This is a genomic window from Methylophilus sp. (genome assembly GCF_008015755.1).
GTDB lineage: Bacteria > Pseudomonadota > Gammaproteobacteria > Burkholderiales > Methylophilaceae > Methylophilus.
This window is the reverse complement of record NZ_SSGF01000002.1, coordinates 77,248-100,593: the sequence shown is the minus strand read 5'-3', so window position 1 is coordinate 100,593 and position 23,346 is coordinate 77,248. Positions and strand designations below refer to the sequence as shown.

33 protein-coding genes are annotated in these 23,346 nt (G+C 49.6%); 30 read left to right on the top strand and 3 right to left on the bottom strand.

Annotated features, from left to right (window positions below; translation table 11 throughout):
- Positions 1-13 precede the first annotated feature (13 nt).
- Positions 14-997, bottom strand: coding sequence for an integron integrase (locus E6Q52_RS00795; protein ID WP_292817408.1), 984 nt, complete (start codon positions 995-997; stop codon positions 14-16).
- Positions 998-1,139: 142 nt separating this feature from the next.
- On the opposite strand from E6Q52_RS00795, the gene E6Q52_RS00790 reads away from it, so the two are divergent.
- The 20 genes from E6Q52_RS00790 to E6Q52_RS00695 all read left to right on the top strand — a co-directional run bounded on the left by E6Q52_RS00790 (position 1,140) and on the right by E6Q52_RS00695 (position 12,298).
- On the top strand, positions 1,140-1,445 hold the full coding sequence (locus E6Q52_RS00790; protein WP_292817406.1) for a hypothetical protein: 306 nt from the start codon (positions 1,140-1,142) through the stop codon (positions 1,443-1,445).
- Between the two features lie 55 nt (positions 1,446-1,500).
- Positions 1,501-1,851, top strand: coding sequence for a hypothetical protein (locus E6Q52_RS00785; protein ID WP_292817404.1), 351 nt, complete (start codon positions 1,501-1,503; stop codon positions 1,849-1,851).
- Positions 1,852-1,917: 66 nt separating this feature from the next.
- The gene (locus E6Q52_RS00780) at positions 1,918-2,727 is read left to right on the top strand and encodes a sulfite exporter TauE/SafE family protein (RefSeq protein WP_292817402.1); all 810 of its coding nucleotides are present in this window, start codon (positions 1,918-1,920) and stop codon (positions 2,725-2,727) included.
- A gap of 74 nt (positions 2,728-2,801) precedes the next feature.
- Positions 2,802-3,323, top strand: coding sequence for a hypothetical protein (locus E6Q52_RS00775; RefSeq protein ID WP_292817400.1), 522 nt, complete (start codon positions 2,802-2,804; stop codon positions 3,321-3,323).
- An 836-nt stretch (positions 3,324-4,159) separates the two neighbouring features.
- The gene (locus E6Q52_RS00770; protein ID WP_292817398.1) at positions 4,160-4,342 is read left to right on the top strand and encodes a hypothetical protein; all 183 of its coding nucleotides are present in this window, start codon (positions 4,160-4,162) and stop codon (positions 4,340-4,342) included.
- A 5-nt stretch (positions 4,343-4,347) separates the two neighbouring features.
- Entirely contained in the window at positions 4,348-4,545 is a 198-nt protein-coding gene (locus tag E6Q52_RS00765) for a hypothetical protein (RefSeq protein WP_292817396.1), read from the top strand.
- Between the two features lie 83 nt (positions 4,546-4,628).
- Complete coding sequence (locus tag E6Q52_RS00760) at positions 4,629-5,027, top strand: hypothetical protein (RefSeq protein WP_292817394.1); 399 nt, start codon at positions 4,629-4,631, stop codon at positions 5,025-5,027.
- A gap of 75 nt (positions 5,028-5,102) precedes the next feature.
- Positions 5,103-5,453, top strand: a complete 351-nt coding sequence (locus E6Q52_RS00755; RefSeq protein ID WP_292817392.1) for a hypothetical protein — start codon at positions 5,103-5,105, stop codon at positions 5,451-5,453.
- 175 nt (positions 5,454-5,628) lie between these two features.
- A complete protein-coding gene (locus tag E6Q52_RS00750; protein WP_292817390.1) occupies positions 5,629-5,961 on the top strand; it encodes a hypothetical protein in 333 nt (110 codons plus the stop codon).
- Between the two features lie 29 nt (positions 5,962-5,990).
- Positions 5,991-6,359, top strand: a complete 369-nt coding sequence (locus E6Q52_RS00745; protein ID WP_292817388.1) for a VOC family protein — start codon at positions 5,991-5,993, stop codon at positions 6,357-6,359.
- Positions 6,360-6,592: 233 nt separating this feature from the next.
- A complete protein-coding gene (aqpZ, locus tag E6Q52_RS00740) occupies positions 6,593-7,282 on the top strand; it encodes an aquaporin Z (protein ID WP_292817386.1) in 690 nt (229 codons plus the stop codon).
- A gap of 163 nt (positions 7,283-7,445) precedes the next feature.
- Complete coding sequence (locus E6Q52_RS00735) at positions 7,446-7,874, top strand: EamA family transporter (RefSeq protein ID WP_292817384.1); 429 nt, start codon at positions 7,446-7,448, stop codon at positions 7,872-7,874.
- Between the two features lie 144 nt (positions 7,875-8,018).
- Entirely contained in the window at positions 8,019-8,681 is a 663-nt protein-coding gene (locus E6Q52_RS00730; protein ID WP_292817382.1) for a hypothetical protein, read from the top strand.
- A 54-nt stretch (positions 8,682-8,735) separates the two neighbouring features.
- Positions 8,736-8,966, top strand: coding sequence for a hypothetical protein (locus E6Q52_RS00725; RefSeq protein ID WP_292817462.1), 231 nt, complete (start codon positions 8,736-8,738; stop codon positions 8,964-8,966).
- Between the two features lie 189 nt (positions 8,967-9,155).
- Positions 9,156-10,355: a PQQ-dependent sugar dehydrogenase gene (locus E6Q52_RS00720; RefSeq protein ID WP_292817380.1), complete on the top strand. Its 1,200-nt coding sequence runs from the start codon at positions 9,156-9,158 to the stop codon at positions 10,353-10,355.
- A 106-nt stretch (positions 10,356-10,461) separates the two neighbouring features.
- Positions 10,462-10,767 carry a hypothetical protein gene (locus E6Q52_RS00715; protein ID WP_292817378.1) on the top strand — a complete coding sequence of 102 codons (306 nt, stop codon included), beginning with the start codon at positions 10,462-10,464 and terminating at the stop codon, positions 10,765-10,767.
- 6 nt (positions 10,768-10,773) lie between these two features.
- The gene (locus E6Q52_RS00710) at positions 10,774-11,178 is read left to right on the top strand and encodes a hypothetical protein (protein WP_292817376.1); all 405 of its coding nucleotides are present in this window, start codon (positions 10,774-10,776) and stop codon (positions 11,176-11,178) included.
- 69 nt (positions 11,179-11,247) lie between these two features.
- Positions 11,248-11,574, top strand: coding sequence for a YnfA family protein (locus E6Q52_RS00705; protein ID WP_292817374.1), 327 nt, complete (start codon positions 11,248-11,250; stop codon positions 11,572-11,574).
- Between the two features lie 8 nt (positions 11,575-11,582).
- Positions 11,583-11,888, top strand: coding sequence for an MliC family protein (locus E6Q52_RS00700; protein ID WP_292817372.1), 306 nt, complete (start codon positions 11,583-11,585; stop codon positions 11,886-11,888).
- Positions 11,870-12,298 (top strand): hypothetical protein, encoded by a 429-nt coding sequence (locus tag E6Q52_RS00695; protein ID WP_292817370.1) that lies wholly within the window; start codon positions 11,870-11,872, stop codon positions 12,296-12,298. The genes E6Q52_RS00700 and E6Q52_RS00695 overlap by 19 nt, the downstream gene beginning before the upstream one ends.
- An 83-nt stretch (positions 12,299-12,381) precedes the next feature.
- On the opposite strand, the gene E6Q52_RS00690 is transcribed toward E6Q52_RS00695, so the two are convergent.
- Positions 12,382-13,215: an outer membrane protein assembly factor BamD gene (locus E6Q52_RS00690; protein WP_292817368.1), complete on the bottom strand. Its 834-nt coding sequence runs from the start codon at positions 13,213-13,215 to the stop codon at positions 12,382-12,384.
- Between the two features lie 47 nt (positions 13,216-13,262).
- On the opposite strand from E6Q52_RS00690, the gene rluD reads away from it, so the two are divergent.
- From rluD to rimO, 6 genes are all read left to right on the top strand, one after another.
- Positions 13,263-14,372: a 23S rRNA pseudouridine(1911/1915/1917) synthase RluD gene (gene rluD / locus E6Q52_RS00685; protein ID WP_292817366.1), complete on the top strand. Its 1,110-nt coding sequence runs from the start codon at positions 13,263-13,265 to the stop codon at positions 14,370-14,372.
- A complete protein-coding gene (pgeF, locus tag E6Q52_RS00680) occupies positions 14,372-15,100 on the top strand; it encodes a peptidoglycan editing factor PgeF (protein ID WP_292817364.1) in 729 nt (242 codons plus the stop codon). Before rluD ends, pgeF begins: the two co-directional genes overlap by 1 nt.
- Before the next feature lie 135 nt (positions 15,101-15,235).
- Positions 15,236-15,883 carry an HAD family hydrolase gene (locus E6Q52_RS00675; protein ID WP_292817362.1) on the top strand — a complete coding sequence of 216 codons (648 nt, stop codon included), beginning with the start codon at positions 15,236-15,238 and terminating at the stop codon, positions 15,881-15,883.
- A gap of 11 nt (positions 15,884-15,894) precedes the next feature.
- The gene (locus E6Q52_RS00670; RefSeq protein ID WP_292817360.1) at positions 15,895-16,320 is read left to right on the top strand and encodes a hypothetical protein; all 426 of its coding nucleotides are present in this window, start codon (positions 15,895-15,897) and stop codon (positions 16,318-16,320) included.
- Between the two features lie 121 nt (positions 16,321-16,441).
- Complete coding sequence (locus E6Q52_RS00665) at positions 16,442-17,359, top strand: ZIP family metal transporter (RefSeq protein WP_292817358.1); 918 nt, start codon at positions 16,442-16,444, stop codon at positions 17,357-17,359.
- Between the two features lie 12 nt (positions 17,360-17,371).
- Entirely contained in the window at positions 17,372-18,706 is a 1,335-nt protein-coding gene (gene rimO / locus E6Q52_RS00660; protein ID WP_292817356.1) for a 30S ribosomal protein S12 methylthiotransferase RimO, read from the top strand.
- Positions 18,707-18,770: 64 nt separating this feature from the next.
- Here rimO and E6Q52_RS00655 read toward each other — a convergent pair whose 3' ends face one another.
- Entirely contained in the window at positions 18,771-19,106 is a 336-nt protein-coding gene (locus E6Q52_RS00655; protein ID WP_292817354.1) for a hypothetical protein, read from the bottom strand.
- 127 nt (positions 19,107-19,233) lie between these two features.
- On the opposite strand from E6Q52_RS00655, the gene gltX reads away from it, so the two are divergent.
- The 4 genes from gltX (at position 19,234) to hflK (ending at position 23,346) form a co-directional block, all read left to right on the top strand.
- Positions 19,234-20,640, top strand: coding sequence for a glutamate--tRNA ligase (gene gltX, locus E6Q52_RS00650; RefSeq protein ID WP_292817352.1), 1,407 nt, complete (start codon positions 19,234-19,236; stop codon positions 20,638-20,640).
- Between the two features lie 111 nt (positions 20,641-20,751).
- Positions 20,752-20,994: an RNA chaperone Hfq gene (hfq, locus tag E6Q52_RS00645; RefSeq protein ID WP_140003379.1), complete on the top strand. Its 243-nt coding sequence runs from the start codon at positions 20,752-20,754 to the stop codon at positions 20,992-20,994.
- A 3-nt stretch (positions 20,995-20,997) separates the two neighbouring features.
- On the top strand, positions 20,998-22,125 hold the full coding sequence (gene hflX, locus E6Q52_RS00640) for a GTPase HflX (RefSeq protein WP_292817345.1): 1,128 nt from the start codon (positions 20,998-21,000) through the stop codon (positions 22,123-22,125).
- Between the two features lie 27 nt (positions 22,126-22,152).
- A complete protein-coding gene (gene hflK, locus E6Q52_RS00635) occupies positions 22,153-23,346 on the top strand; it encodes an FtsH protease activity modulator HflK (protein ID WP_292817343.1) in 1,194 nt (397 codons plus the stop codon).

The following is a 23,346-nucleotide window of genomic DNA, read 5'->3' as shown; positions in this document are numbered from 1 at the left end:
ATCACATCTGGTTTTAAATCACATCTAGCGGGCTACTCACGGCCAGCCCGCCCTTGTTAAGCACATGCGTGTAAATCATAGTGGTTGATACATCACTGTGCCCCAATAACTCCTGCACCGTGCGAATATCATAACCGCCTTCCAGCAGATGTGTCGCAAAGCTGTGCCGCAGCGTGTGTGGTGTGGCCAGTTTAGCGATATTGCCCGCCTTGGCAGCATTTTTTACCGCGCGTTGCACCGTTTTTTCATCAGCATGGTGGCGGCGAATCTTGTTGTTTGTCGGGTCTATAGAGCGCTTGATGGAAGGAAACACATATTGCCAAGCCCACTCGCGGCCAGCATTGGGGTATTTTCTATCCAGTGCCATCGGCATAAACACCTCGCCAAATCCGGCAGCCAAATCTTCTTCATGCAACGCCCTCACTTTTAACAGATGCTGCTTGAGAGGTTCTATCAGCGCAGCCGGTAACATCGTCACCCGGTCTTTAAAGCCCTTGCCCTCGCGCACCAGAATTTCACGCTTTACAAAGTCCACATCTTTCACCCGTAAACGCAGACACTCCATCACCCGCAAGCCACTGCCATACAGCAAACTCGCAATCAGCCACATCGTGCCATCCAGCCGGTTGAGCAGGGCTTGCACCTCAGGCTTGTTAAGCACCACCGGCATCCGTTTTGGGGCTTTCGCCTGTGTCACATTATCCAGCCATGGCAACTCCACCCCCAACACCTCTTTATATAAAAACAGCAGGGCGCTTTTGGCCTGATTCTGCGTGCTGGCAGATACATTTCGTGCCACCGCCAGATGCGTTAAAAAAGCCTCCACCTCAGCCACCCCCATTTCACGCGGATGCCGCTTGCCATGGTGCAAAATATATCGTTTAATCCATTGTACATAAGCCTCTTCGGTGCGCTTGCTGTAATGCTTCACTCGCAAGCGCTCTACAATAGAAGGAAATAACTTTGGCGTTGGCTTTACCTCAGGTGTGTTTTCCATAGCGTAACTCCTAAACTCAGGTGTAATATAAAGATACTCCTCATTGATTTTATTATGATAAATAAAACTGTAAATTTTATAGCCCCCAGACTAAATAAAAAATTATTGTCGTTTTTGGGGTCTATTTAACGTTAGACCTCTAATGCGTGAATATTCGACAATTCGTGATGCCATTAAAAGCCTTGGCGCTACTGTTGCTGAAGAGCACCTACAGCCTGAGTTCTTTGGTGGCAGCGCATATTGTGTATTTAATGCTAATCAGGGTTCACAATTTAGGTTGGTCTGGGATGGTAAAGAAGGCTATGGGTTTTTACAGTCGGCTACATCTCCAGAGCAGTGGCAAGATATAGGTCCTCATTTATCTGGAGTTGCAAACCCTCAGGCCCCTAAATTTGTAGAGCTACTCTCCATTGCAAAGGCATTAATAAATGGTACAACTACGGTCTAACCCATCATTCAAGCGGGACGCCTAACGGCGCCCCTTAATTCAAACGTTAGGTGTCATGAGAGTTGCATTAATCATATTTTTGCTATTCCCGGCAATCTGCAATGCCGAAGTCATGGATAAAATGCCTTCGCTTTTATCAATTTCAATAACAATGGTTGTTGGTGTCATTGCATCGTATTTGTCAGCTCGTTTCAACCCCACGCTATTGCTTATTGTCTTACCAATGTTAGGGCTGCTAACATTATCTGGGCTATTCGAAGTTAATGACCCATACATTGCAGCAGCTATTGCTCAAGAAGCCAGTAGCACTTACATTTTTGTTAGCTGGTTCAGTCCTTTTCTTATTTTAATTTTTGCTGGCTTAGGGTTACTTATAAGGTCTCGCCATGTTAAAACAAACACCTAACCCATCATTCAAGCGGGACGTGCTAAAGCACGCCCCTTAATTCAAACGTTAGGTGTCTAAACCATCTTGTCTCAAATTGAATCTAATGTGAATCCATATAAAGCCATCACTATTTTTGGCAGCGGCTTTGCTGTTGGTACACTTGGAGGCCTTATTGGTCTTGGTGGCGCTGAGTTTCGTCTGCCTTTGCTTATTGGCCTATTCGGCTTTAATGCACTCTCAGCCGTTATTCTTAACAAAGCCATTAGCCTTGTTGTTGTAGCGTCGTCTCTGCCCTTTCGGGCAGTTGCTGTGCCTCTCTCAAGCATTCTCGGGCGCTGGGATGTAATACTTACTTTGCTCGCTGGTAGTTTAGCTGGCGCATGGCTTGGTGCCGGCTGGGCAACTAAACTTAAATCCAAAACCCTTTATCGTGTGCTAGCCGTTTTGCTCTTGGTTATTGCAGCAGCTTTGTTATTGGGTCACGAGCCAAGCTCGGGTAGTGCACCCTTATTAACTGGGGTGTCTTTAGCCATCGCTGGCGCTGTAGCTGGTTTTGCTATTGGTGTGGTTGCTTCACTTATGGGGGTAGCAGGTGGCGAGCTGCTCATCCCCACTATTGTTCTGTTGTTTGGCGCTGACATTAAACTTGCTGGCAGCCTTTCACTTGCCGTCAGTCTTCCCACCATGCTTGTTGGTTTCACTCGTTATAGCCAAGACCAAAGTTTTGGCGTTATACGAGCACAACGCCATTTTCTTTTAGTTATGGCTGCTGGGTCTTTGCTGGGTGCTTTTATTGGTGGGCGTTTGTTGGGTATCGTTCCTCCAGCAGTGCTTCTACCCATCCTCGCTGTCATATTGGTCGTTTCATCAGTAAAGGTATGGGGTCACTCATAAGTGTCTAGGCCACCTAACCCATCATTCAAGCGGGACGCGCTAAAGCGCGCCCCTTAATTCAAACGTTAGCCATTATGGGATACATAGGTTTAATCATTCTTGGTTTATTGTTAATTTGCATTCCAGTACTATTATTCTTTTCAGTTCGTTGGTTATGGTCAAAAGGTCGCTATGGTCGCATGTTTCTAGCCGCCAGTTTTCTTTGGGTTTTATGGTCAATTTATGATGCAGTCTATCCACCTCAGTCTTTTTACACTTCTGAGTTGCAACGCTTGGTTAAAGTTAACCTGCCATCCGATGCCCAATTTCAATACAAAACTGCTACATACCCCGATATTCATGGTGATTATTCAGTATGTTTTATTGTACGGCTGTCTCAAACCTCATGGGAGCAGCTTAAAACCTCGATTTCGTCCGAACCCGTTCACGAAACAAAATCTGATGGTTGTGCGAATATGGACAAAAAATTGAAGCCTCTAAGTTTAATGGCAAGCCAATACACCCTCACTAATCGAGCTACTCGTGAGGATGCCGAGATACTCATTGAGCTTATTCCAAAAGAAAATTTAGCGGTCATATCATGGTATATGTGGTAATGGCTAACCCATCATTCAAGCGGGACGCCTAACGGCGCCCCTTAATTCAAACGTTAGGCCACATGAGATTTCTTTGCTTATACATTTTGTTTTGCATTGCCTGCCAGTCACTGGCAGAAGATGCCTTACCGAGAGATGTTTCAAGCTATTTAGAACTGCGCGAATCATGCGACCACTGGCGAGGTGAGTATGGTTACGATGAAGAAAGGCAAGCCGATATTGACTGGTCAATTTGCCAATCCTGCACAGGAACCGATGCGAAACTAACAAAACTCAAACACAAGTATAAGAACCAAGAAAAAATTCTTACAAAACTAAATGAGTTAGAGTCCGAGATTGAGCCAAAAGACAAATCAGCGGCACGGCATTTCTGTAAGAAAACAAGGAAACCTGAATGGTACAAATAAGTCACGGCCCAACCCATCCATCAAGCGGGACGCCTTACGGCGCCCCTTATGTCAAACGTTAGGCCAGTCGCGAATGGCAAAAAAGATTCTGATAATTGTTTTGGTACTTTGTATTCTAATTTATGCATTATTTCTATATTGGAGCAGGGCGAGGCCTATAGACCCAGAGTTGCAGAAAGAATTTAATGCTAACATTCCTGAGTGTGCTGAGAGTGAGCTTCTTGCTAAAAGACTTCGAGAGCTAAATCGAGACTACTACTACGAGAATGAATTGAATGAAATCACAAGGCGATCAAAGGAATGTTTAGATAAAATTCCCACTTATCTTAATAAAAAGAAAAATCATGCTAAAAATTAAAAGTTGCCTAACCCCTCATTCAAGCGGGACCTGCTAAAGCAGGCCCCTGAATTCAAACGTTAGGTTTAAATATGACTAGATTTGAAGTTGAAGTTGAAAAAGACGGCAAGCTATATCAAGCCACAGCAAAAGTTGAAGATGGAATGCTTACCGTAAGTTCAGTTAACTTGGGAAGTAAATCAGCTTCCGTCTCATCAAATAACAATGTCTTAGCAAAATTATTGCTAAATGAACTTATAAGAAATGCAGGTTAATCGTGATGAGAAAAAGAGATGAAATCCTCAAGGAAATAGAGAAAAAACAAAGCCAAAAAGCTGTTGCAGAGCGTGAGTCTCAGGCTTGGAATAATGGAAAATACAAGGGCTCTTCGAATGCTCAAATGTCAAAAACTCTTGTAGCTTCTTTTGACAAAGCACTCCAAGACTTATATCAAGAACTTGAAAATACTCCAGAATGATTGGTGTTTTAAAAAACCTAACCCATCCATCAAGCGGGACGCCTTGCGGCGCCCCTTATGTCAAACGTTAGGCTGGAGTCAAATTGTCCAAGATAATTCTCATAGTGATTGCTGTGTTTTCTATTTCTCAATCTTGGGCTGGCGAGAATTTGAAGTGCAATTCTGGAAAAGGGCATTTCACTGACTCGCTGTCACTCGAGATAGAAAGCGAAAAGGTATTAGGACTTAAGTATTTCAGCACTGCCGGCGAATATAGCTGTGACGTAAGCGCTCGACGTGGAGACGAAGACACGAAGTGGTCTGATCAAGGAAAAATTACAACGATTAATTTCGACGAAGGGGCTGCGGTAATTGAACAAAGAGGTAACACTTATACGGTTCGGTTCGTTGATCTTTCGCACGGCTATCATTGCGGCATGAATGGTCAACTGGCCGAGCAAATCATAATTTCCCGTGGCAGTAATAAATGCAAAATCAAGTGAGTGGTATCGGCCTAACCCATCCATCAAGCGGGACGCGCTAAAGCGCGCCCCTTATGTCAAACGTTAGGCTTCTACATGCACAGAGGTAAGTCAGCCATCTTAGTTCTAATGATGTCTACATTTACTGTAAATGCTGCAGTCAAATCAGAGACCGAAGCATGCACCATGCTGACTGACGCTGCCAAGAAAAAGCACCTTTCAGCCATGGAAGACCCAGAAGGCAAATACTATTGTTGGCTTTATTCCACTTCAAAAAAATATTTTGTTTTTCAATTGCATTACCACTTTGACGTGCCAAGAGATTGGGTGGGAAGTGATCTTGTTGGGTACTATGCCGTGCGCAAAAATGATGCTGCAATTTTCGAATGGAATCTAGGTGATGATTCGCTAGGAAAGAATCTAAACAAGTTCAAGGTAAGGCAATAATAAATGAGGCAGCCTAACCCATCCATCAAGCGGGACTGGCTTTTAAACGTTAGGTGTCATGAAACATCATCCACAGTTGCTCTTGTACTTTCTTCTACACACCAGGGTGGACGCCTGAAAGCATAGGCTTTACTATTGGTGGCTATTGTATTTGTGCCAATCATTGAGGTGTTGTGTGGCTATTCAGTTTTTACCCATTCTAAAGGCGGTGGCGCCTTATATTGCGCAGGTGGCGACGGCGGCAATCCCTGCATTTACTGCCAAGCCTGAGGCCGCCAAGGTGGATCCTGTATTGACGAGCCAGATCGAGGAGTTGCAGGCAGCGACGATTCAAAATGCGGAGTCTATCCATTTGCTGGCAGAAAAAATGCAGCTGGCGATTCAGGCGTTGGAGGACGCAGGGCAGGCGGCAAAAAAACAGGTGGCGGCTTATAAGACGATGCTGTTTGTTTCGTTTGGCTTGTCGATGACGTCGGCGCTGCTTTGTATTTATTTGTTATTGCGCTAGTTGCAGATGATTTAATGGCTTTTTAAACTATGTCTAATCTCACAGTCACCGAAATCAAGGCCTTTGTGCCCGCCAAAAACTTCGCGCTTTCCAAGCAGTTTTATCAAGACATGGGCTTTACCATGGCGTCAGAAGGCGGCGGTGTGGCTTATTTTCACTATGCACACGCGAGTTTTCTGTTGCAGGATTTTTGTGTTGAGAACCTGGCCGAGAATTTTATGATGCATCTGCTGGTACAGGATGTGGATGCCTGGTGGGACAACATACACCATAGTGGCATTATTCAGACTTATGGCGTTAAGGTATGGCCAATTCAGCTACAAAGCTGGGGCATGCGTGATTTTTGTATCACCGACCCCTCAGGTGTGTTGTGGCGCATTGGGCAAAACGTAGATTAATCGCTTGGCGCAGGGTGCAAGGTCGGCAATTGCCGGCCTTTTTTATTGCGCGGTTTGTGGGGCATGGCAATTATCGAATAGTAGCACTATTAATATTTTTTAACAGGTGGATGTTTAAGCGGCCATAGTTTGCTATATTGGGCGCTCAAGCTGCTTGGGTAGGGTCGCTTTAGAACTAGCCCGCCGCGCAGTTTGATACTTACAATAGGCTATTTAAAAAAGGAGAGGGCGCAATGAAAAAATATGTCGCAGAGTTTTTTGGCACGTTTTGGTTAGTGATTGGGGGCTGTGGTAGCGCGGTACTGGCGGCGGCTTTTCCTGAGGTGGGCATCGGCTTGCTGGGCGTGTCGTTGGCATTTGGCTTGACCGTGCTCACCATGGCCTTTGCCATTGGCCATATTTCTGGTTGCCATCTCAACCCGGCGGTGTCTATCGGGCTATGGGCAGGCGGCCGCTTTCAGGCCAAAGAGTTGCTGCCGTATATTGTGTCGCAAGTGCTGGGGGCGATTGTCGCGGGTGGCGTGTTGTATATCATCGCCAGTGGCAAGGCGGGGTTTGATGTGACCGCAGGCTTTGCGTCTAATGGCTATGAGGCCCATTCACCTGGGGGCTACAGTTTGCTGGCGGCGTTTGTGACTGAAGTGGTGATGACCATGATGTTTCTGGTGGTGATTATGGGCGCGACTGACAAGCGTGCTCCGCAAGGCTTTGCGCCGATTGCCATTGGCTTGTGCCTCACTTTGATACACTTGATTTCAATCCCGGTCACCAATACGTCGGTAAACCCGGCACGTAGCACCGGCGTGGCGGTGTTTGTCGATGGCTGGGCGATTTCACAGCTATGGTTATTCTGGCTGGCGCCCATTATCGGTGCGGTATTGGGCGCGGTGATTTACCGGTTTATCGGTAGCGACAAGGCGTAATCGCTGCAACGCCCGTCATCAGGCGTTTAATCTTGACAAGACTGGCTGCGGCCAGTCTTTTTGCTTTTAAAGCCCGTGCGTGCTGATTGAGTCATGCAACGTTTAACACGCTAGCTGCAATTGTTATACTGGGCGATCAATTCAATCTTATTGGGGCGAAACTATGGAGAGTCAATGGTTGTTCTGGGCACTGCTGTCAGCCTGCTTTGCTGCGCTAACAGCGATTTTTGCCAAAATCGGCATTCAAGGTGTCGACTCTGACTTTGCCACCTTGATTCGTACTGTGTTGATTATGCTGGTGCTGGCACCTTTTGTCTGGTTAGCGGGCAAGTGGAGCAATCCTTTTACGCTGCCTACGCGCTCGCTGGTTTTTCTGGGCTTGTCTGCGCTGGCCACTGGTGGCTCGTGGATTTGCTATTTTCGAGCGTTGCAGTTGGGCGAAGCCTCTAAAGTTGCGCCGGTGGATAAGCTCAGCCTGGTGCTGGTCGCCGTGTTTGCCTGTCTGTTTTTAGGCGAACGCTTAAACGCACGCGAATGGCTGGGTCTCGCCATGATTGCGAGTGGCGTCTTGCTATTTGCGATCAAACGCTAGCAGTGGCAGGGTATAGCTCAAACTGACTATTGCAAAGCGGCCAGATTCATTTATAAACAGGATTGGCTTTTTCAAACCATCAGGCCCCATCGGGGCCTTTTTTGATGATATCTATCCGCTTGATGACGAAAGGGAGCAATCGGTTTGCACAGCGTAGAAATAAACCAGCGGACGCCACCGCATCCATTTAAACGAGCACTGCTGGCCGCGTGTCTGCCGCTATTGCTGGCGAGTTGTTGCGGCAGTGTGCCTAGCACCATCACCCAAGCACCTGTCATTAAGCCTAAATCGGCCTCGCAAGCAGCTCTGCATGTGATCGGCGTTTATCAGGGGCAACTCCCGGAAAACGCGGATAAACGGCCATGGTGGGCACAGTGCCAGGCCGCGCAAGAGGCAGCAGGTAAAGGCGAGCCGATGACTCCGCAGGCTTGTCAGTCATTTTTTAACGCTGGCCGCGATCAGCGCACCATTAGGGTTAACGTGAGTGATGATTCAACGCCGATTATTTTAGGCCTGATGTCTTATGAGGCCGTCACCTGGGAGATTAAAGCCGCACCCGGCGTGGTGATAGAGAAGGTGATTCTGGCGGGTTATCATCAACAGCGCATTCAAGGTGTCGGCGATGCGCAGGTTGACGTGTATAGTTATGACAACAGCCCGTGCGACCGTTGCGTGCAAAAAGGGCGTTATTTTTATGCTTATGAGCGCGTGCCTGTGGAGATGGAAGTGGCTGCGGGTGTGCGGGCTACGTCATTTCAAGGCAACTACACCGGCGGCACTTACCAGATATTCAAGGGCATGCAGTAGTGGCTGCTGTGCTTGAAATGATTGCTGGATGTTTACATTTTCGTGTTGGAGTCTGTGTTGTTACGTGGTTTGATTTATGGGTTGACGATTTTGCACCTGGGGCCGGGCTTTGCGTTTGCAGTGGTGGCCTTTGGCTGTGAGGATGCCTTTTCTTTGTTGCAAGTGGTTTGCCAGCAGGATGCATTTGCGGCGTTTATCAAGCTGACACTGGCGGCCTGGGGCGTCATGATTGCAGCGTTGGCATTGAAAATACTAGTGACAAAGTACATTAATAAAGATAAATAAGTGAATGATTTGTTTGAAAATAAAATATTAATAAATAAGATGGTATAAACTTTTTTTGGATGGGGGACTCGAAAAAAAAGCCAGCTAACGGAGAGTCTTGTTTTGCATTATTCTAATCAGCGATGTTCAATCGCAGCCGCTGCCCTGAGGGCGTTTCATGTTGTTGTTACCTTGTGTTTAAGTGCTGTCGTGACCGTGACCGCATTGGCAGCTGACGATGTGGTGCCTAGATTGCTGCTGTCTGGCAGTGAGGCAGCGGAGGCCGATAAAGAAGCTAACAAAGCGCCGGAGCCCCCCAGAATCACTTCTGTGTTTGGTACGCAAACGCTCAAGGAATACAAATTACCGTTTGAAGATCAGTATCCATCCGGCCCGTTTGAGCGGCTGGATAAAAAACTGTTTTTGTTTATCAGCAAGTGTGGCGAGGTATTTTTTGTACGCCAGAACGACAGCATGGAGCTGGTGAAGCCTGGTAAACCCCTGGCGAAATTTATCCCTGGTGGTGAAACTTCAGCCGATGAAAGCAGCAGCAAGCAATTGGTGTATTGCCGTGAATTGTCTGGCGTAAAAGATTCTTTGCTGATTGGCAAAACCCTGTATGTGGCTTATACCGCCTGGGATGAGGCGAATAATGGGGTGCGGCTGGCGGTGAGTGAGTTTGAGGTCGATGTGGAAAACAGCGAAGTCAGTTTTAATCGCGAGATTTATATCAGCCGCCCGGCGATTAAAGAGCCGATTTTGGGCCATCAGGTTGGCGGCAAGTTAGCGCTGGGCGAGAACGAGCGCACTTTGTACTTCAGCCTGGGGGATTTTTCCAAGCCTGACCGCGTGCAAGATAAAACAACCTCCTTAGGTAAAGTGGTGCGCATTGATTTGCAACGCCTCAATGCCGAGGTCTATGCCTCAGGCTTTCGCTCGCCTTCTGGCGGCCTGTATTTTGACCGTGAAAGCAATGAGTTGTGGCTCACCGACCACGGCCCGCGCGGCGGCGACGAAATTAACCTGATCAAACGCGGCAAAAACTACGGCTGGCCGATCGTCAGCTATGGCACGATTTACGAGCGCGATGGCATGAGCGGCTACTACGGCAACAAATTCAATAGCCATGAGGGTTACGAAAAACCGGCGATGACCTTCGTGCCTTCCATCGGCATAGGTCCGTTGGTGAAATATCCTTCTACCGGCCGCAATGATTTTTGGGATAACGACTTGTTTGTGGCTGGCATGGGTAATACCACGCTTTATCGCGTGCGTAAGGAAGGCAGTGCGCTGGTGTACGCCGAGCCGGTGTTGAGTGGCTATCGCATACGTGCAATTCAGATTGACCAGAACGGTACTTTTTACCTTAAAACCGACCATAATCAACTGCTGATTTCAGAACAGGAATAATCTGTAAGCGTTTGTTTTTGCAAGCCTTGCTTGCCGCTGAAGGCAATCTGGCATACATTGTATGGCAGGCAGCTTCACACGTTTTTCTGAATCATAAGGAGTTCATATGGCAAAGTTTACGACTGGGCAGGAAATCAGAACCAATACGCCGACCATTGAAGTCACGATTGATGCAGCCAACCCTTTGCCGCCCGGCAGGCACCGTTTTCAGCTGATTGTAGAAGATGACGCTGGCAATCAGTCTGACCCGGCGATGGTAGATGTGATTGTGGTCGATCAATCCAAGCCAACTGCTGTGATTGATGCGCCAACGTCTGTGGCCACTGGCGCTTCTTTTACTTTGTCTGGCACACGCTCGTTTGATTTGCCGCCGGGTAAAATCAAAAACTATCGTTGGGTACAACTTTCTTAAGGCCTTATGCGCATTCACCACGCTATTTCGTTAACTGCCCTGGCCGGTGCGCTGATTGCCATCAGTTTTGAGGTGTATGCCGCCAGTGGTTTGCGATTTCTCAGTCATCGTACCGGGTTGCTGATGACGCTATGGACCGTCCTGCCTTATGTGGTGATATTTGCCGGGCGCTTCTTTTTTGACTGTATAGATGTTCTTAAACGCTGGCTGCGCTTTAGTTTGTTTGAGGTGCTGGTGGTGGCCTGGATCTACTGGCAAACGCTGGTGATGTACCCGGACGCCCAGGGGAGCCTGATTTTTCTATTTTTGCCATTGCTGCAGGCCAGCCTCAACTTGCTGGTTGGTGCGATCTTTTACTGGTTGCAATATCGTTTAAAGCAAAAAAGTGAGTCAAAAACTTTTAAGGCATAAAGTATGATCATGCGACTATTACCCTTAGTCTGAAACCTATACCGTTGGTTTCCCCTTGAGAGGCGTTTTGTGCTTAAAACATTATTTTTATTTGCCTTGACCGCCGTGGCCGAAATCGTCGGCTGCTATTTGCCTTATCTATGGTTAAAAGCAGGCAAGAGCGCATGGCTGTTATTGCCTGCCGCTGCGAGTCTGGCGTTGTTTGCTTGGTTGCTGACGTTGCATCCAACGGCGGCTGGCCGCATTTATGCGGCTTATGGGGGTGTGTATATCGGCGTGGCGATTCTGTGGTTATGGGTGGTGGACGGCATCAAACCGACCGGCTGGGATCTGTTAGGGGCTGGGGTGGCGATGCTCGGCATGGCCATGATTATGTTTGCACCGAGGTCAGCATGAGTAGGGCGATGGCTGTGCGACCTCATGCCTGTTTAGCCTTAATGCTTGCAGGCTGTATCGCCAAGCAGCCCTTAGCAGCGCCAGAGGCCGTGGTGTTTGATTGCCAAAACGGTGAAGTGATGCGCGTACGCTTTGAGGCTGCACCTGCCAGCGCTGTGCTGATCCGTGGACAAAACGAAATCAGGCTGCCACAACAGCCCAGTAGCTCAGGCTTTATCTACAGCAACGGGCCGAATACCATCCGTGGTAAAGGCGATGCCTTGACGGTGGAGATTGGTCGTATGGCTGCAATACAGTGTCAGGCCAGGTCATAGTGTTGCTCAAGCATTGGTTGCGTTATGCCTGGGCATCGCCCACCAGCGTGCTGGGGCTGCTCTTTGCGAGTGTGTTATTGCTCACAGGCGCTAGTGCGCGAACCGTGGATGGCGTATTGGAAGTCTCGGATGGTTGGCTGGCGAATAAGCTGACACGCATCAGCGGTTTTGCGGCGTTGACCTTGGGCCATGTGGTGCTTGGGCATTCAGCAGAGTGCTTGCGCCGCTTGCGCGCGCATGAGCACGTGCATGTTCGCCAGGCAGAGCGTTGGGGGCTGTTTTTTGTGCCAGCGTATTTGCTGGCGGGTGTATGGCAATGGATGCGTGGTCGCCATATTTATGATGATAATCCATTTGAGCTGGAGGCTTTTGCGGCAGAGTCCGCGCAATGCACTGCCGACGAAATGTAACCAGACAATAAAAAAACGCCAGATTGACTGGCGTTTTTTATATTTTAAATCATCAAGTGAAATGATTTTTTTAAACCGTTGTTTTAATACAGGCTTTCCCAGAACTTCCACCAGATTTTTTCGTCTTCATTGATCTTGCCGGTGACCATCGGGTTTTCAGGATAGTTAGTTTTGAGAATACGCAGCGTATCGCCTTTGAGATCAGTCATGTCCATGGCGTCATAGGCGCTGATCATGGTCACCAGGGCGTCTTCAACTGCGACAGAGTTGGGATAGGTTTCCAGCACATATCTGGAGCGGTTTAACGCAGCCACATAGGCTTTACGTTGCATGTAATAGCGCGCAACGTGCATTTCGTGCATGGCCAGCGTATTGACCAGGTAAATCATGCGCTGCGTTGAGTCTTTGGCATAACGGCTGGTAGGAAAACGCTCAACCAGCTCTTTAAAGGCGTTAAACGAGACGCGCAAGGTTTTTGGGTCGCGGTCGTTGATTTCCTGTTTGGTGTATTTCTCCATGATGCCGCGCTCGTTAAAGGTAGCCAGGCCCTTCAGGTAGTAGGCGTAATCAAGGTTAGGGTGGTTAGGGTGGAGTTTGATAAAACGGTCAACGGCGGACAAGCATAATACCGGCTCAGTTTTTTTATAGTAGGCATAAGCGACTTCTAGCTGCGCTTGTGTGGCATAAGCGCCATGCGGATAGCGCGCTTCCAGCTTCTGAAAATACTCAATCGCCTTGTCATAGTTTTTGTCGGCCATCTTTTCCTGGCCAGCAGCATAAAGCCGTTGTTCTGCCCAGCCTTTGGTCTCATCCGGTGGATTCGGGTTGCCGAAAATGGCACAAGCACTCAAGGTCAGCGCGGTGATTAAAATAAAAGCACGCGTGAACAGGGTGTTAAGCGGTAAAATGCGAAGCATGTTGTTTAATGTTGTTTTATCAAAGGAAACTCAGGGCATTATAACTGATGCTGTTTGAAAATATGAAAGAAAGCGCCTCCTTACATCTGGTCGTTCCTGGCAATCTCGGCGGGCAGCGTCTCGATCTGGCTTTGCAGCAAATGTTGCCAGATCATTCTCGCAGCCGATTACAGGCATGGATCAAAGAGGAACTGGTCTTGCTGGATGGCAAGGCAACCACTGCTAAAACCAAGGTTTGGGGCGGTGAAAAACTGGACATCACGCCGCCCAAAAATGCGCAGGAAAATGCGTTTGAACCTGAAGATATCCCGCTGGATGTAGTCTACGAAGACGATACGCTGATCATTATTAATAAGCCCGCCGGGCTGGTGGTGCATCCGGCCGCCGGTAACTGGAGTGGCACTTTGCTCAATGCCTTGCTGTTTCATTGGCCAATACTCAAAAATGTGCCCCGTGCCGGGATTGTGCATCGGCTGGATAAAGATACCAGTGGCTTGCTGGTGGTGGCCAAAACACTGGAGGCACAAACCAGCCTGGTGCGCCAGTTGCAGGCGCGTACGGTCAAGCGCGAGTACCGCGCGATTGTCTGGGGGCAATTGTGGCGTAATGGCAAGGTTGACCAGCCGGTGGGTCGCCACCCGCATCATCGCACCAAAATGGCGGTGATTCGTCGTGGTCGCCCAGCCATCACGCATTATGAGATTCTGGAGCGCTTTGGCACCAATACTTATTTGCGCTGTAATCTCGAAACTGGCCGCACGCACCAGATTCGCGTGCATTTACAGCATTTAAAAGCGCCCATGGTCGGTGACCCGATGTATGGCATCGGCAATATTATTCCGCACAAAATGATGACGCCAGAGCTGCGCGAAGTCATCGGTAGCTTTAAGCGCCAAGCGCTACATGCGATCAAACTGGGCTTGATTCACCCGGTGACCAATGAGCCGATGGAATGGCAGATTGAATTGGCCGACGATATGCGTGAGCTGCTGGAAGCCATGCGCGTGGTCAAACCGGTAGAAGAGTTGCCGCCGCCAGATTTTAATGTCGATGAAAACGGCCTGTTTGTCGGTGACGATGACGAAGATTGGGGCGACGACGACTTTGATGCGTCTGAGGATGACCTGGACGAAGACTGGGTCGATGAGGACGAGTGATGGCAGCGTTGACATTCATCACGCCTGACTGGCCTGCGCCTGTCAATGTGAAAGCATTGCAGACCACGCGCAATGGCGGGGTGAGTACGGGTGTGTATGCCAGCTTGAACTTAGGTGACCATGTCAAAGACCATCCCCAGCATGTCGCGGCTAATCGTCAATTACTGAGCGGCTACCTGCCCAGTGAGCCGGTGTGGCTCAATCAGGTGCATGGCGTACGCGTGATCGACGCCGCTTTGTCGTCTTGTCTGGAAAGTGCTGATGCCAGCTTTGCTACGCGCAAGCAGGTGGTGTGTGTGACCATGACCGCAGATTGCTTGCCGGTGTTGTTGTGTGATCAGGCGGGCACGGCTGTGGCGGCGATTCATGCCGGTTGGCGCAGTTTGTGTGATGGCGTGATTGAAGCAACAGTGGCTGCCATGCCAGTGCAGGCTAGCCAACTTATGGCCTGGTTAGGTCCCGCGATTGGTCCTGAGGCCTTTGAAGTTGGCGGCGAGGTGAGGGCGCAGTTTATCGCGCAAGACGCGCAGGCTGAGCTTGCCTTTCAACCCAAGGGTGACAAATGGCTAGGTGATTTATATGCGATAGCCAGGCAGCGCCTGCAAACCCTCGGCATCACGCAGGTGTATGGCGGCGGATGCTGCACATTTAATGAACCTGAGACCTTTTTCAGCTACCGCCGCGATGGTGATACTGGCCGCATGGGGTGTTTCATCTGGCTGGAATAAATATTTTTGCCACAGAGAACACAGCGTTCACAGAGAAAAGCATTGTGAATGATGTTTTTTTGTTTCCTCTGTGTGCTCTGTGACCTCTGTGGCTAACAATTAAAAAGTCATTCCAAAGACTCAATAACCTTATTTATGAAACAGCATTTAATTTTTGATTTAGATGGCACATTAATCGATTCTGCGCCTAGTATTTTGCATTGTTTTGGTCTGGCATTTAGCACCACCAATACGCCTTTAGCGGCACCGTTAACGCATGATGTGATTGGCCCGCCTTTAATGGAGACCTTAAAACGGCTTTCTGAAAATGAGGATGCTGCGTTATTGAATATGCTGGCCTCAGCATTTAAGCAGCATTACGACACGACGGGTTGCCTGGAGTCGGTGGTGTTTGACGGTGTGACAGCCTTGTTGCAGCAACTCAAAGACCAAGGCTACCAGTTGTATATTGCGACCAACAAGCGCTTTTACCCCACGGAAAGAATCATGGCGCATCTGGGTTGGCAGGCATTTTTCACCGGCGTGTATGCATTGGATTACTTTAACCCGCCACTCAAATCCAAAGCCGAGATGATAGGGCGCGTGGTGGCCGATAATGCGCTAGCCGTAGAGGACTGTTTGTATATTGGCGACCGCCTGGAAGACGGCATCTCGGCTGATGCCAACCAGATGGATTTTGCCCTGGTGAGCTGGGGCTATGCAGGCGATGTGGCCATGCGCAAACCGCATTGGCAAAGCTGCGCCAAGGTGCAAGACCTGGCTGGTTTAATCTCAACTTTATAGACGCTTCTATCATGCTCAAACGATTACGTATCAGGCGCCATCCGGCCAACTTTAGTACCGGTATCGACCCACTGATGAGTGGTCAACGGGTCTGGCCGAATATCGTGCTGGTGATAGGCCTGACAGCATTAATCGCTGCTGGTATTTATCTGAATTGGGACGCCCGCGTATTAGCAGGTGTGGCCGTGCTGGTTGGTTTGGTCACTGGGCTATTTGTCTGGCTGGTCGGCATGATCGGCCTGGTGCCACTGATCGGCCCCATTATTGTCAAGATATTGAGTTTCGGCTTTATCTGGTTGCTCAATGCCATGGGCTATCTGGTGTCTTATGTCGCCATCCGCCGTGGCTATTCACGCGATGTGTTGACCTATCGCGGCTTGACCATGGCCTTACTGGTCGGCATCGTGATTGGCTATATTGTGGCGCAGTTTATTTAGTGCGCTTAGCGCTTTTTAAACACATGGTTCAAACACCTGGTGTTAAAGGATAACTGTTTGTTTATGCTTTGTTTTTTTGATAACTCACGTATAATGCGCGCCTTTCTCTCATAAACTCGGCATGCCTCATTTGTCCACATTACTCTCAAATATTTCACCGTTCACCGGCATGGTGCTGGCTTGCTTGCTGGGTGGTGTGTTGAGTGTGTGTGTGGCAGCCGTGTTCGCGCTCAACGCCAGAAAGCATTGGGTGCCTTTGCTGGTCAGTTATGCGATTGGTGCCTTGCTGGCGGCGGTGTTTCTCGAAATCCTGCCGCATGCGATTGAAACCAGCCCCAATATCGAGGCGATGACCGCCACCATGTTGTTTGGCATCTTATTGTTTTTTACTTTGGAAAAACTGGTGCTCTGGCGTCATTGCCACGGTGAACATTGTGAAATGCACGCCATGCATGACGAGGCGCATTGCCCAGAGTTACACCCTGCACAGCAGGCAAACAAAAAGCCGCAGGGCGCGATCAAGTTTAAATTGCCGCAAGCAGCGCCAGCGCGGGTTGTTGGCCATCATCATGGCCATGCGCATGATGGCGGTCGCAGCGGTCTGATGATTATAGTCGGCGATACCTTTCACAATTTTGTCGACGGTATCCTGATTTGTGCGGCGTTTATGGTCGATATGCAGGTGGGCCTCGTCACCGCGCTGGCGATTATTGCGCATGAAATTCCACAAGAAGTCGGTGATTTTTTGATTTTGCTGCACTCGGGCTACAGCAAGAAAAAAGCATTCTTATTTAATATCGCTTCTAGCCTGGCCACCTTGGCAGGCGGGCTGTTAGCCTATATGGCGTTGAATCTGGTACAGCAGTGGGTGCCGTACATTCTCAGCTTGGCCGCGGCCAGTATGCTGTATGTGGCGGTGGCAGACTTGATCCCTGGCCTGCATAAACGTACGGCATTGCGCGATACCCTGAGTCAGATATTGTTAATTGTGTTGGGCGTGGCATCGGTCGCCCTGACCAAATGGTTGGTAGAAGGTTAAGAGAGAGTCATTATGCAAAGTTCGCCTAAAGTCGGGTTTGTTTCCTTGGGTTGCCCAAAAGCCGGGTCTGATTCCGAGCGTATTTTGACCCAGTTGCGTGCCGAAGGGTATGAAATCAGTAATAGCTATGAGCAGTCAGATCTGGTGGTGGTGAACACCTGCGGTTTTATTGATTCCGCTGTGCAGGAGTCACTGGATGCGATTGGTGAAGCCCTGAATAAAAACGGCAAGGTGATTGTCACCGGCTGTCTGGGCGCTAAAAAAGATGTGGTGACCGGTGCGCACCCCAGTGTATTGGCTGTAACCGGCCCGCATGCACTCGAAGAAGTGATGGGCCATGTGCATACGCATTTGCCCAAGCCGCATGATCCTTATACTGACCTGGTGCCGCCACAAGGCATCCGCCTGACGCCCAAGCACTATGCCTACCTCAAAATTTCAGAGGGCTGTAACCACCGTTGCAGCTTCTGTATTATCCCTAGCATGCGTGGTGACCTGGTCAGTCGCCCGATTGGTGATGTGCTCAACGAAGCCGAAAGCCTGGTCAATGCCGGCGTGTCAGAAATCCTGGTGATTTCACAAGATACCTCGGCTTATGGCGTAGACATGAAGTTCCGCAAAGGCTTCTGGAATGGCCGCCCGGTGAGAACGCATATGACAGAACTCAGTAAATCGCTGGGTGAGTTAGGCGTATGGGTACGTTTGCATTATGTCTATCCGTATCCACATGTGGATGATGTGATTCCCTTGATGGCCGAAGGCGCGATTTTGCCGTATCTCGATGTGCCATTGCAGCACGCCAGCCCACGTATCCTCAAGTCCATGAAGCGCCCGGCCAGTAGTGAAAACAACCTGGCACGTATTAAAGCCTGGCGCGATATCTGCCCTGAGATTGCCATCCGCAGTACCTTTATTGTCGGCTTCCCTGGTGAAACCGAAGATGACTTTAAAATGCTGCTCGACTTTATGGAAGAAGCTCAGTTGGACCGCGTTGGCTGTTTTGCTTATTCAGCAGTCGATGGTGCAGCGGCAAATGCCTTGCCTGACCCTGTGGCAGAAGAGATCAAGCAAGAGCGTTTAAGCCGCTTTATGGAAGTGCAGGAGCGTATCAGTGCCGCTAAAGTCGCCGCCAAGATTGGTAGCCTGCAAACCGTGCTGGTGGATGAACTGACTGAAGATGATGACGGCAATGTGATTGCCATTGCACGGACCAAAAGTGATGCGCCGGAAATTGACGGTATTGTGTACTTGCAAGATGCCGATGGCCTGAATCCGGGCGATTTTGTCGATGTGCAAATCGTCGACTCACAAGGGCATGATTTGATTGGTGCGCCGCCAGAGTCTTAAGCTGTCTGGATTTATAACACGTAAAAAATGCCGCAATCGCGGCATTTTTTATTGCTCATTTTGCTTAGGCGGTCACTGCTGGTCGCTCGCAGTCGGCGCGCTCGGCAAATACATCTAGGGTAAAAGGGCAGCGTTTGAGTTTTTGCTGTGCTGATTTGCGTTTACCTGTTTGTTGTAGGTTGACATAAGGGGTTTGGCTTAAGCGCACATAGCCGGATTGCAGCAATTTGCTGGCGGTGGTCTCAAACTGGCTCAGCGGGTTATCCATATTTTGCAAGGTAATGCCTAGCTTGTGCACGGCAACCACGTGATAAATCGCACTGGTTTGGCCAGGTGCGGCAGGTTTGCCGTAAAGCTCGCCGACATGAATATCGCCGCTGGGAGAGAGGAGTTGCGTCATGGCGGCATCATAGCGCGTTTGCGTGCGCGCTTCAATCTGGGGGCCGCAATTTTGCTGCAAAGTTGGATGCAGGCAGGAGTAGGGCTACCATGTTAAAATAGAGGGCTTGAGCGTTTAGAGATTCATTATGTCACAGCCTGTTAAAACCCGTTTTGCCCCTAGCCCGACCGGATACCTTCATATTGGTGGCGCACGCACTGCCTTGTTTTCATGGGCGTATGCCAAGCGCCATGGCGGGCAGTTCATCTTGCGGATTGAAGATACCGATGTCGCGCGTTCAACCCCAGAGGCGGTGCAGGCGATTCTGGATGGCATGGCCTGGTTGCAACTGGACCATGATGAAGGCCCGTTTTACCAGATGCAGCGGATGGATACTTACAAAAAGATCATCCAGAAAATGCTGGATGACGGTCACGCCTACTATTGCTATTGCAGCAAAGAAGAACTGGATGCCTTGCGTGAAACGCAAATGCAGCAGGGCGTGAAGCCGCGCTATGATGGCCGCTGGCGGCCTGAATCTGGCAAGACCTTGCCAGACGCACCTAAAGATATCCCACCCGTCGTACGTTTTAAAAATCCGACCACTGGCGTGGTGGCCTGGGATGATATGGTCAAAGGCCGTATTGAAATTGCCAATGCCGAGCTGGATGACCTGATTATTGCGCGCGCCGATGGCACGCCTACCTATAACTTCTGCGTGGTGGTGGATGACTGGGAGATGGGCGTGACGCAGGTGATTCGTGGTGATGACCATGTGAATAATACGCCGCGCCAGATCAATATGTTGCAAGCCTTGGGCGCACAAGTGCCGCAATATGCGCATTTATCCATGATTCTGGGCGATGACGGCCAAAAACTCTCCAAACGCCATGGTGCCGTGAGCGTGATGCAATATCACGAAGATGGTTACTTGCGTGAGGCGGTACTGAATTACCTGGCGCGTTTGGGCTGGTCACATGGTGATGATGAAGTATTCAGCATGGCGCAGTTCTGTGAATGGTTTGATCTCGACCATATCACGCCTTCTGCGGCGCAGTTTAATACTGAAAAACTCAACTGGCTGAATGCACACTACATTAAAACGCTGCCATTAGAGCGTATTGCCGACGAAGTGAAGCCGCGCTTGGCTGCCTTGGGCGTGACCGAGACGCAATCACCAGACTTACTGGCAGTGTTGAATTTATACCGCGAGCGCACCAATAATCTCAACCAACTGGCCAAAGAAATTGCGTTCTTCTACCAGGTGCCTGCGATCAATGAAGCCGATGCCGCCAAGCATATTCAGGACGAAACTGCGGCCTATATCGAAAGTTTTTTGCAAAAGACTCAAGATTCGGCCTGGGTTGCCGATAACTTACACGATGCGCTAAATCAGGTCGTGGCTGAGCAACAGATTAAATTCCCCAAACTGGCGATGCCATTGCGGGTGGCTTTAATCGGTATTGCGCAGTCGCCCAGCATCGATCAAGTGATGTCTATTCTGGGCAAAGAGGCTTGTTTGCAGCGTATTCGCGCATTATTTCCAAAAAAATAAGGTGCGGGGATTGAAATTGGAACAAATTAGTACAATCATAGTCACTATGAGGGATTGGTGTTCAAGATAATAAAAACTCCAATACGATTAAAACAAACAAGGAGCAATTCTATGAATAATAAAGGCCAAATGCTGCAAGACCCTTTTCTGAACGCCTTAAGAAAAGAACACGTACAAGTGTCAATTTATCTGGTTAACGGCATTAAATTGCAAGGTCAGGTCGACTCTTTTGACCAGTATGTGATTTTGTTAAAAAACACAGTGACTCAGATGGTGTACAAGCACGCGATTTCAACGATTGTGCCAGCGCGCCCAGTCAGTTTGGCACCTCACGACACAGCACAAGAATCTTAATGCATGTTTGATAGACCAAGCGGCGGAGATGCCGTCGTTCTGGTCAGCATCAATTTTGGCGATGCTGACTACGAAGAAAGTTTGCAAGAGCTCCGCCACCTCGCCGGCACTGCCGGACTGAATATCTCTGCGACGCTGGAAGGCAAGCGTCAAGCGCCTGATTCTAAATACTTTATCGGCTCTGGTAAGGCGGATGAGCTCAAGGCGCTGATGGCCGCACACGACAGTAAAGTGGCTGCCTTTAATCATGACTTAAGCCCGTCACAGCAACGCAACCTCGAAAAGCTGCTCGAAGCGCGTGTGGTCGACCGCACCGGCCTCATTCTGGATATTTTTGCCCAGCGTGCGCAGTCACACGAGGGTAAGTTGCAGGTTGAGCTGGCGCAGTTAGAACACTTGTCTACCCGGCTGGTGCGCGGCTGGACCCACCTTGAGCGACAAAAGGGCGGGATTGGCGTACGCGGCGGCCCGGGTGAAACGCAATTGGAGCTGGACAGACGCATGCTGCGCGTACGCGTCAAGCAATTGCGTGAAAAACTGGATAAGCTTAAACAGCAGCGTGGCATGCAGCGGCGTGCACGCAAACGCTCCAATCTGATGACAGTGTCGCTGGTCGGCTATACCAACGCTGGTAAGTCGACCTTGTTTAACCGCCTCACGCATTCTGGCGTGTATGCGGCAGATCAGTTGTTCGCCACGCTAGACACCACCTCGCGCAAAATGCATCTGCCTGAGGGCTATCCGGTGGTCTTGTCCGATACGGTTGGCTTTATCAAGCATTTGCCCACCACCCTGATTGAAGCCTTTGGTGCGACGCTAGAAGAAGCGGCCCAGGCAGACTTGTTACTGCATATTGTCGATGTCGCCAGCCCCAATCGTGATAATCAAATTGAACAAGTCAATATTGTGTTGAACGAGATTGGTGCCGCCAATGTCCCACAGATTCTGGTGTTGAATCAGATTGACCGCATGGGCATGGCGCCGGGAATCGACAGGGATGAGTATGGTAACATCCGTACTGTTCGCGTTTCTGCCAAGGACGGTGTTGGCATGGAAGACTTGCGCCAGGCGCTGTTAGAGCATCAACAATATTTGAAAAAACTGAGCACCGAAGAGCGTGCTTATGTTTAAAAAAATCAAAAAACACGGAGTACTAGCATGAGAAAATTCCCCGGCTTTTGGAATAAGAATAACGAAGGCCCACCTGACCTGGATGAGGTATTCAGGGATTTGAATCAAAAGCTTAATCGTCTGTTTGGCAACAAAGGCGGCCAAGGCGGCGGTCCTAGAGGCACATCGCCAGCTCCACAACCCTTGCCAGTGGCGCCGATTGTGGGCTTAGTCGCATTGATCTGGCTGGGCTCTGGTTTTTATATTGTTGATCAGGGCTCACGCGGTGTGGTGTTGCGTTTTGGGCAGCATGTCGAAACGACTATGCCTGGCCCACGCTGGCATTTGCCGTTTCCAATTGAAACCATTGAGAATGTTAACTTGGAGCAGGTGCGCACCATAGAAATGGGCTATCGCTCGTTTGAGGGCGAGTCTGGCCGCAGCAAGGAGCTGCGTGAGTCTCTCATGCTCACCGATGATGAAAATATCATCGATTTGCAGGTAGCGGTGCAATACAACCTGAAATCGGTTGAGGATTATCAATTTAGCAATCGCTCCACTGAAGAAAGTGTGCGTGGCGTGGCAGAAACCGCGATTCGTGAAATCGTCGGCAAAAGTAAAATGGACTTTGTGCTGTATGAAGGCCGCGATGATGTGGCTGCCAAAGCCAAAAAACTGATGCAGGATATGCTGGACAGATACAAATCTGGCATCAATGTGGTGAATGTCACCATGCAAAATGCGCAACCACCCGAGCAGGTGCAAGCGGCATTTGATGATGCGGTCAAAGCCAAGCAGGACCTGGAGCGACAGAAAAACGAAGGCCAAGCCTATGCGAACGATGTGATTCCTAAAGCACGCGGTACCGCTTCACGCTTGACCGAAGAGGCCGCAGGTTACAAATTGCGCGTGGAAAACGAAGCCAAGGGTAATGCGGACCGTTTTGAGCAGGTGTTAACGCAATACAATAAAGCGCCTGAGGTGACACGCCAGCGTTTGTATCTGGATGCACAAGAGCACGTGTTGGCCAACACCAGCAAAGTGCTAGTTGACCAGAAGGGTGGCAACAGTCTGCTGTATTTACCGCTGGATAAGCTGATGACCATGAGTGGTGCAACTGGTAATGCTGCTTCTGCCCCTGCGGCAGCCGCCGACAAGCCTGCACAAGAGCCGCAAGTAGATGCAAGTACCTCGGATCGTTCGCGTGATGCGATGCGCAGCCGTGATCGCGAATATCGCTAG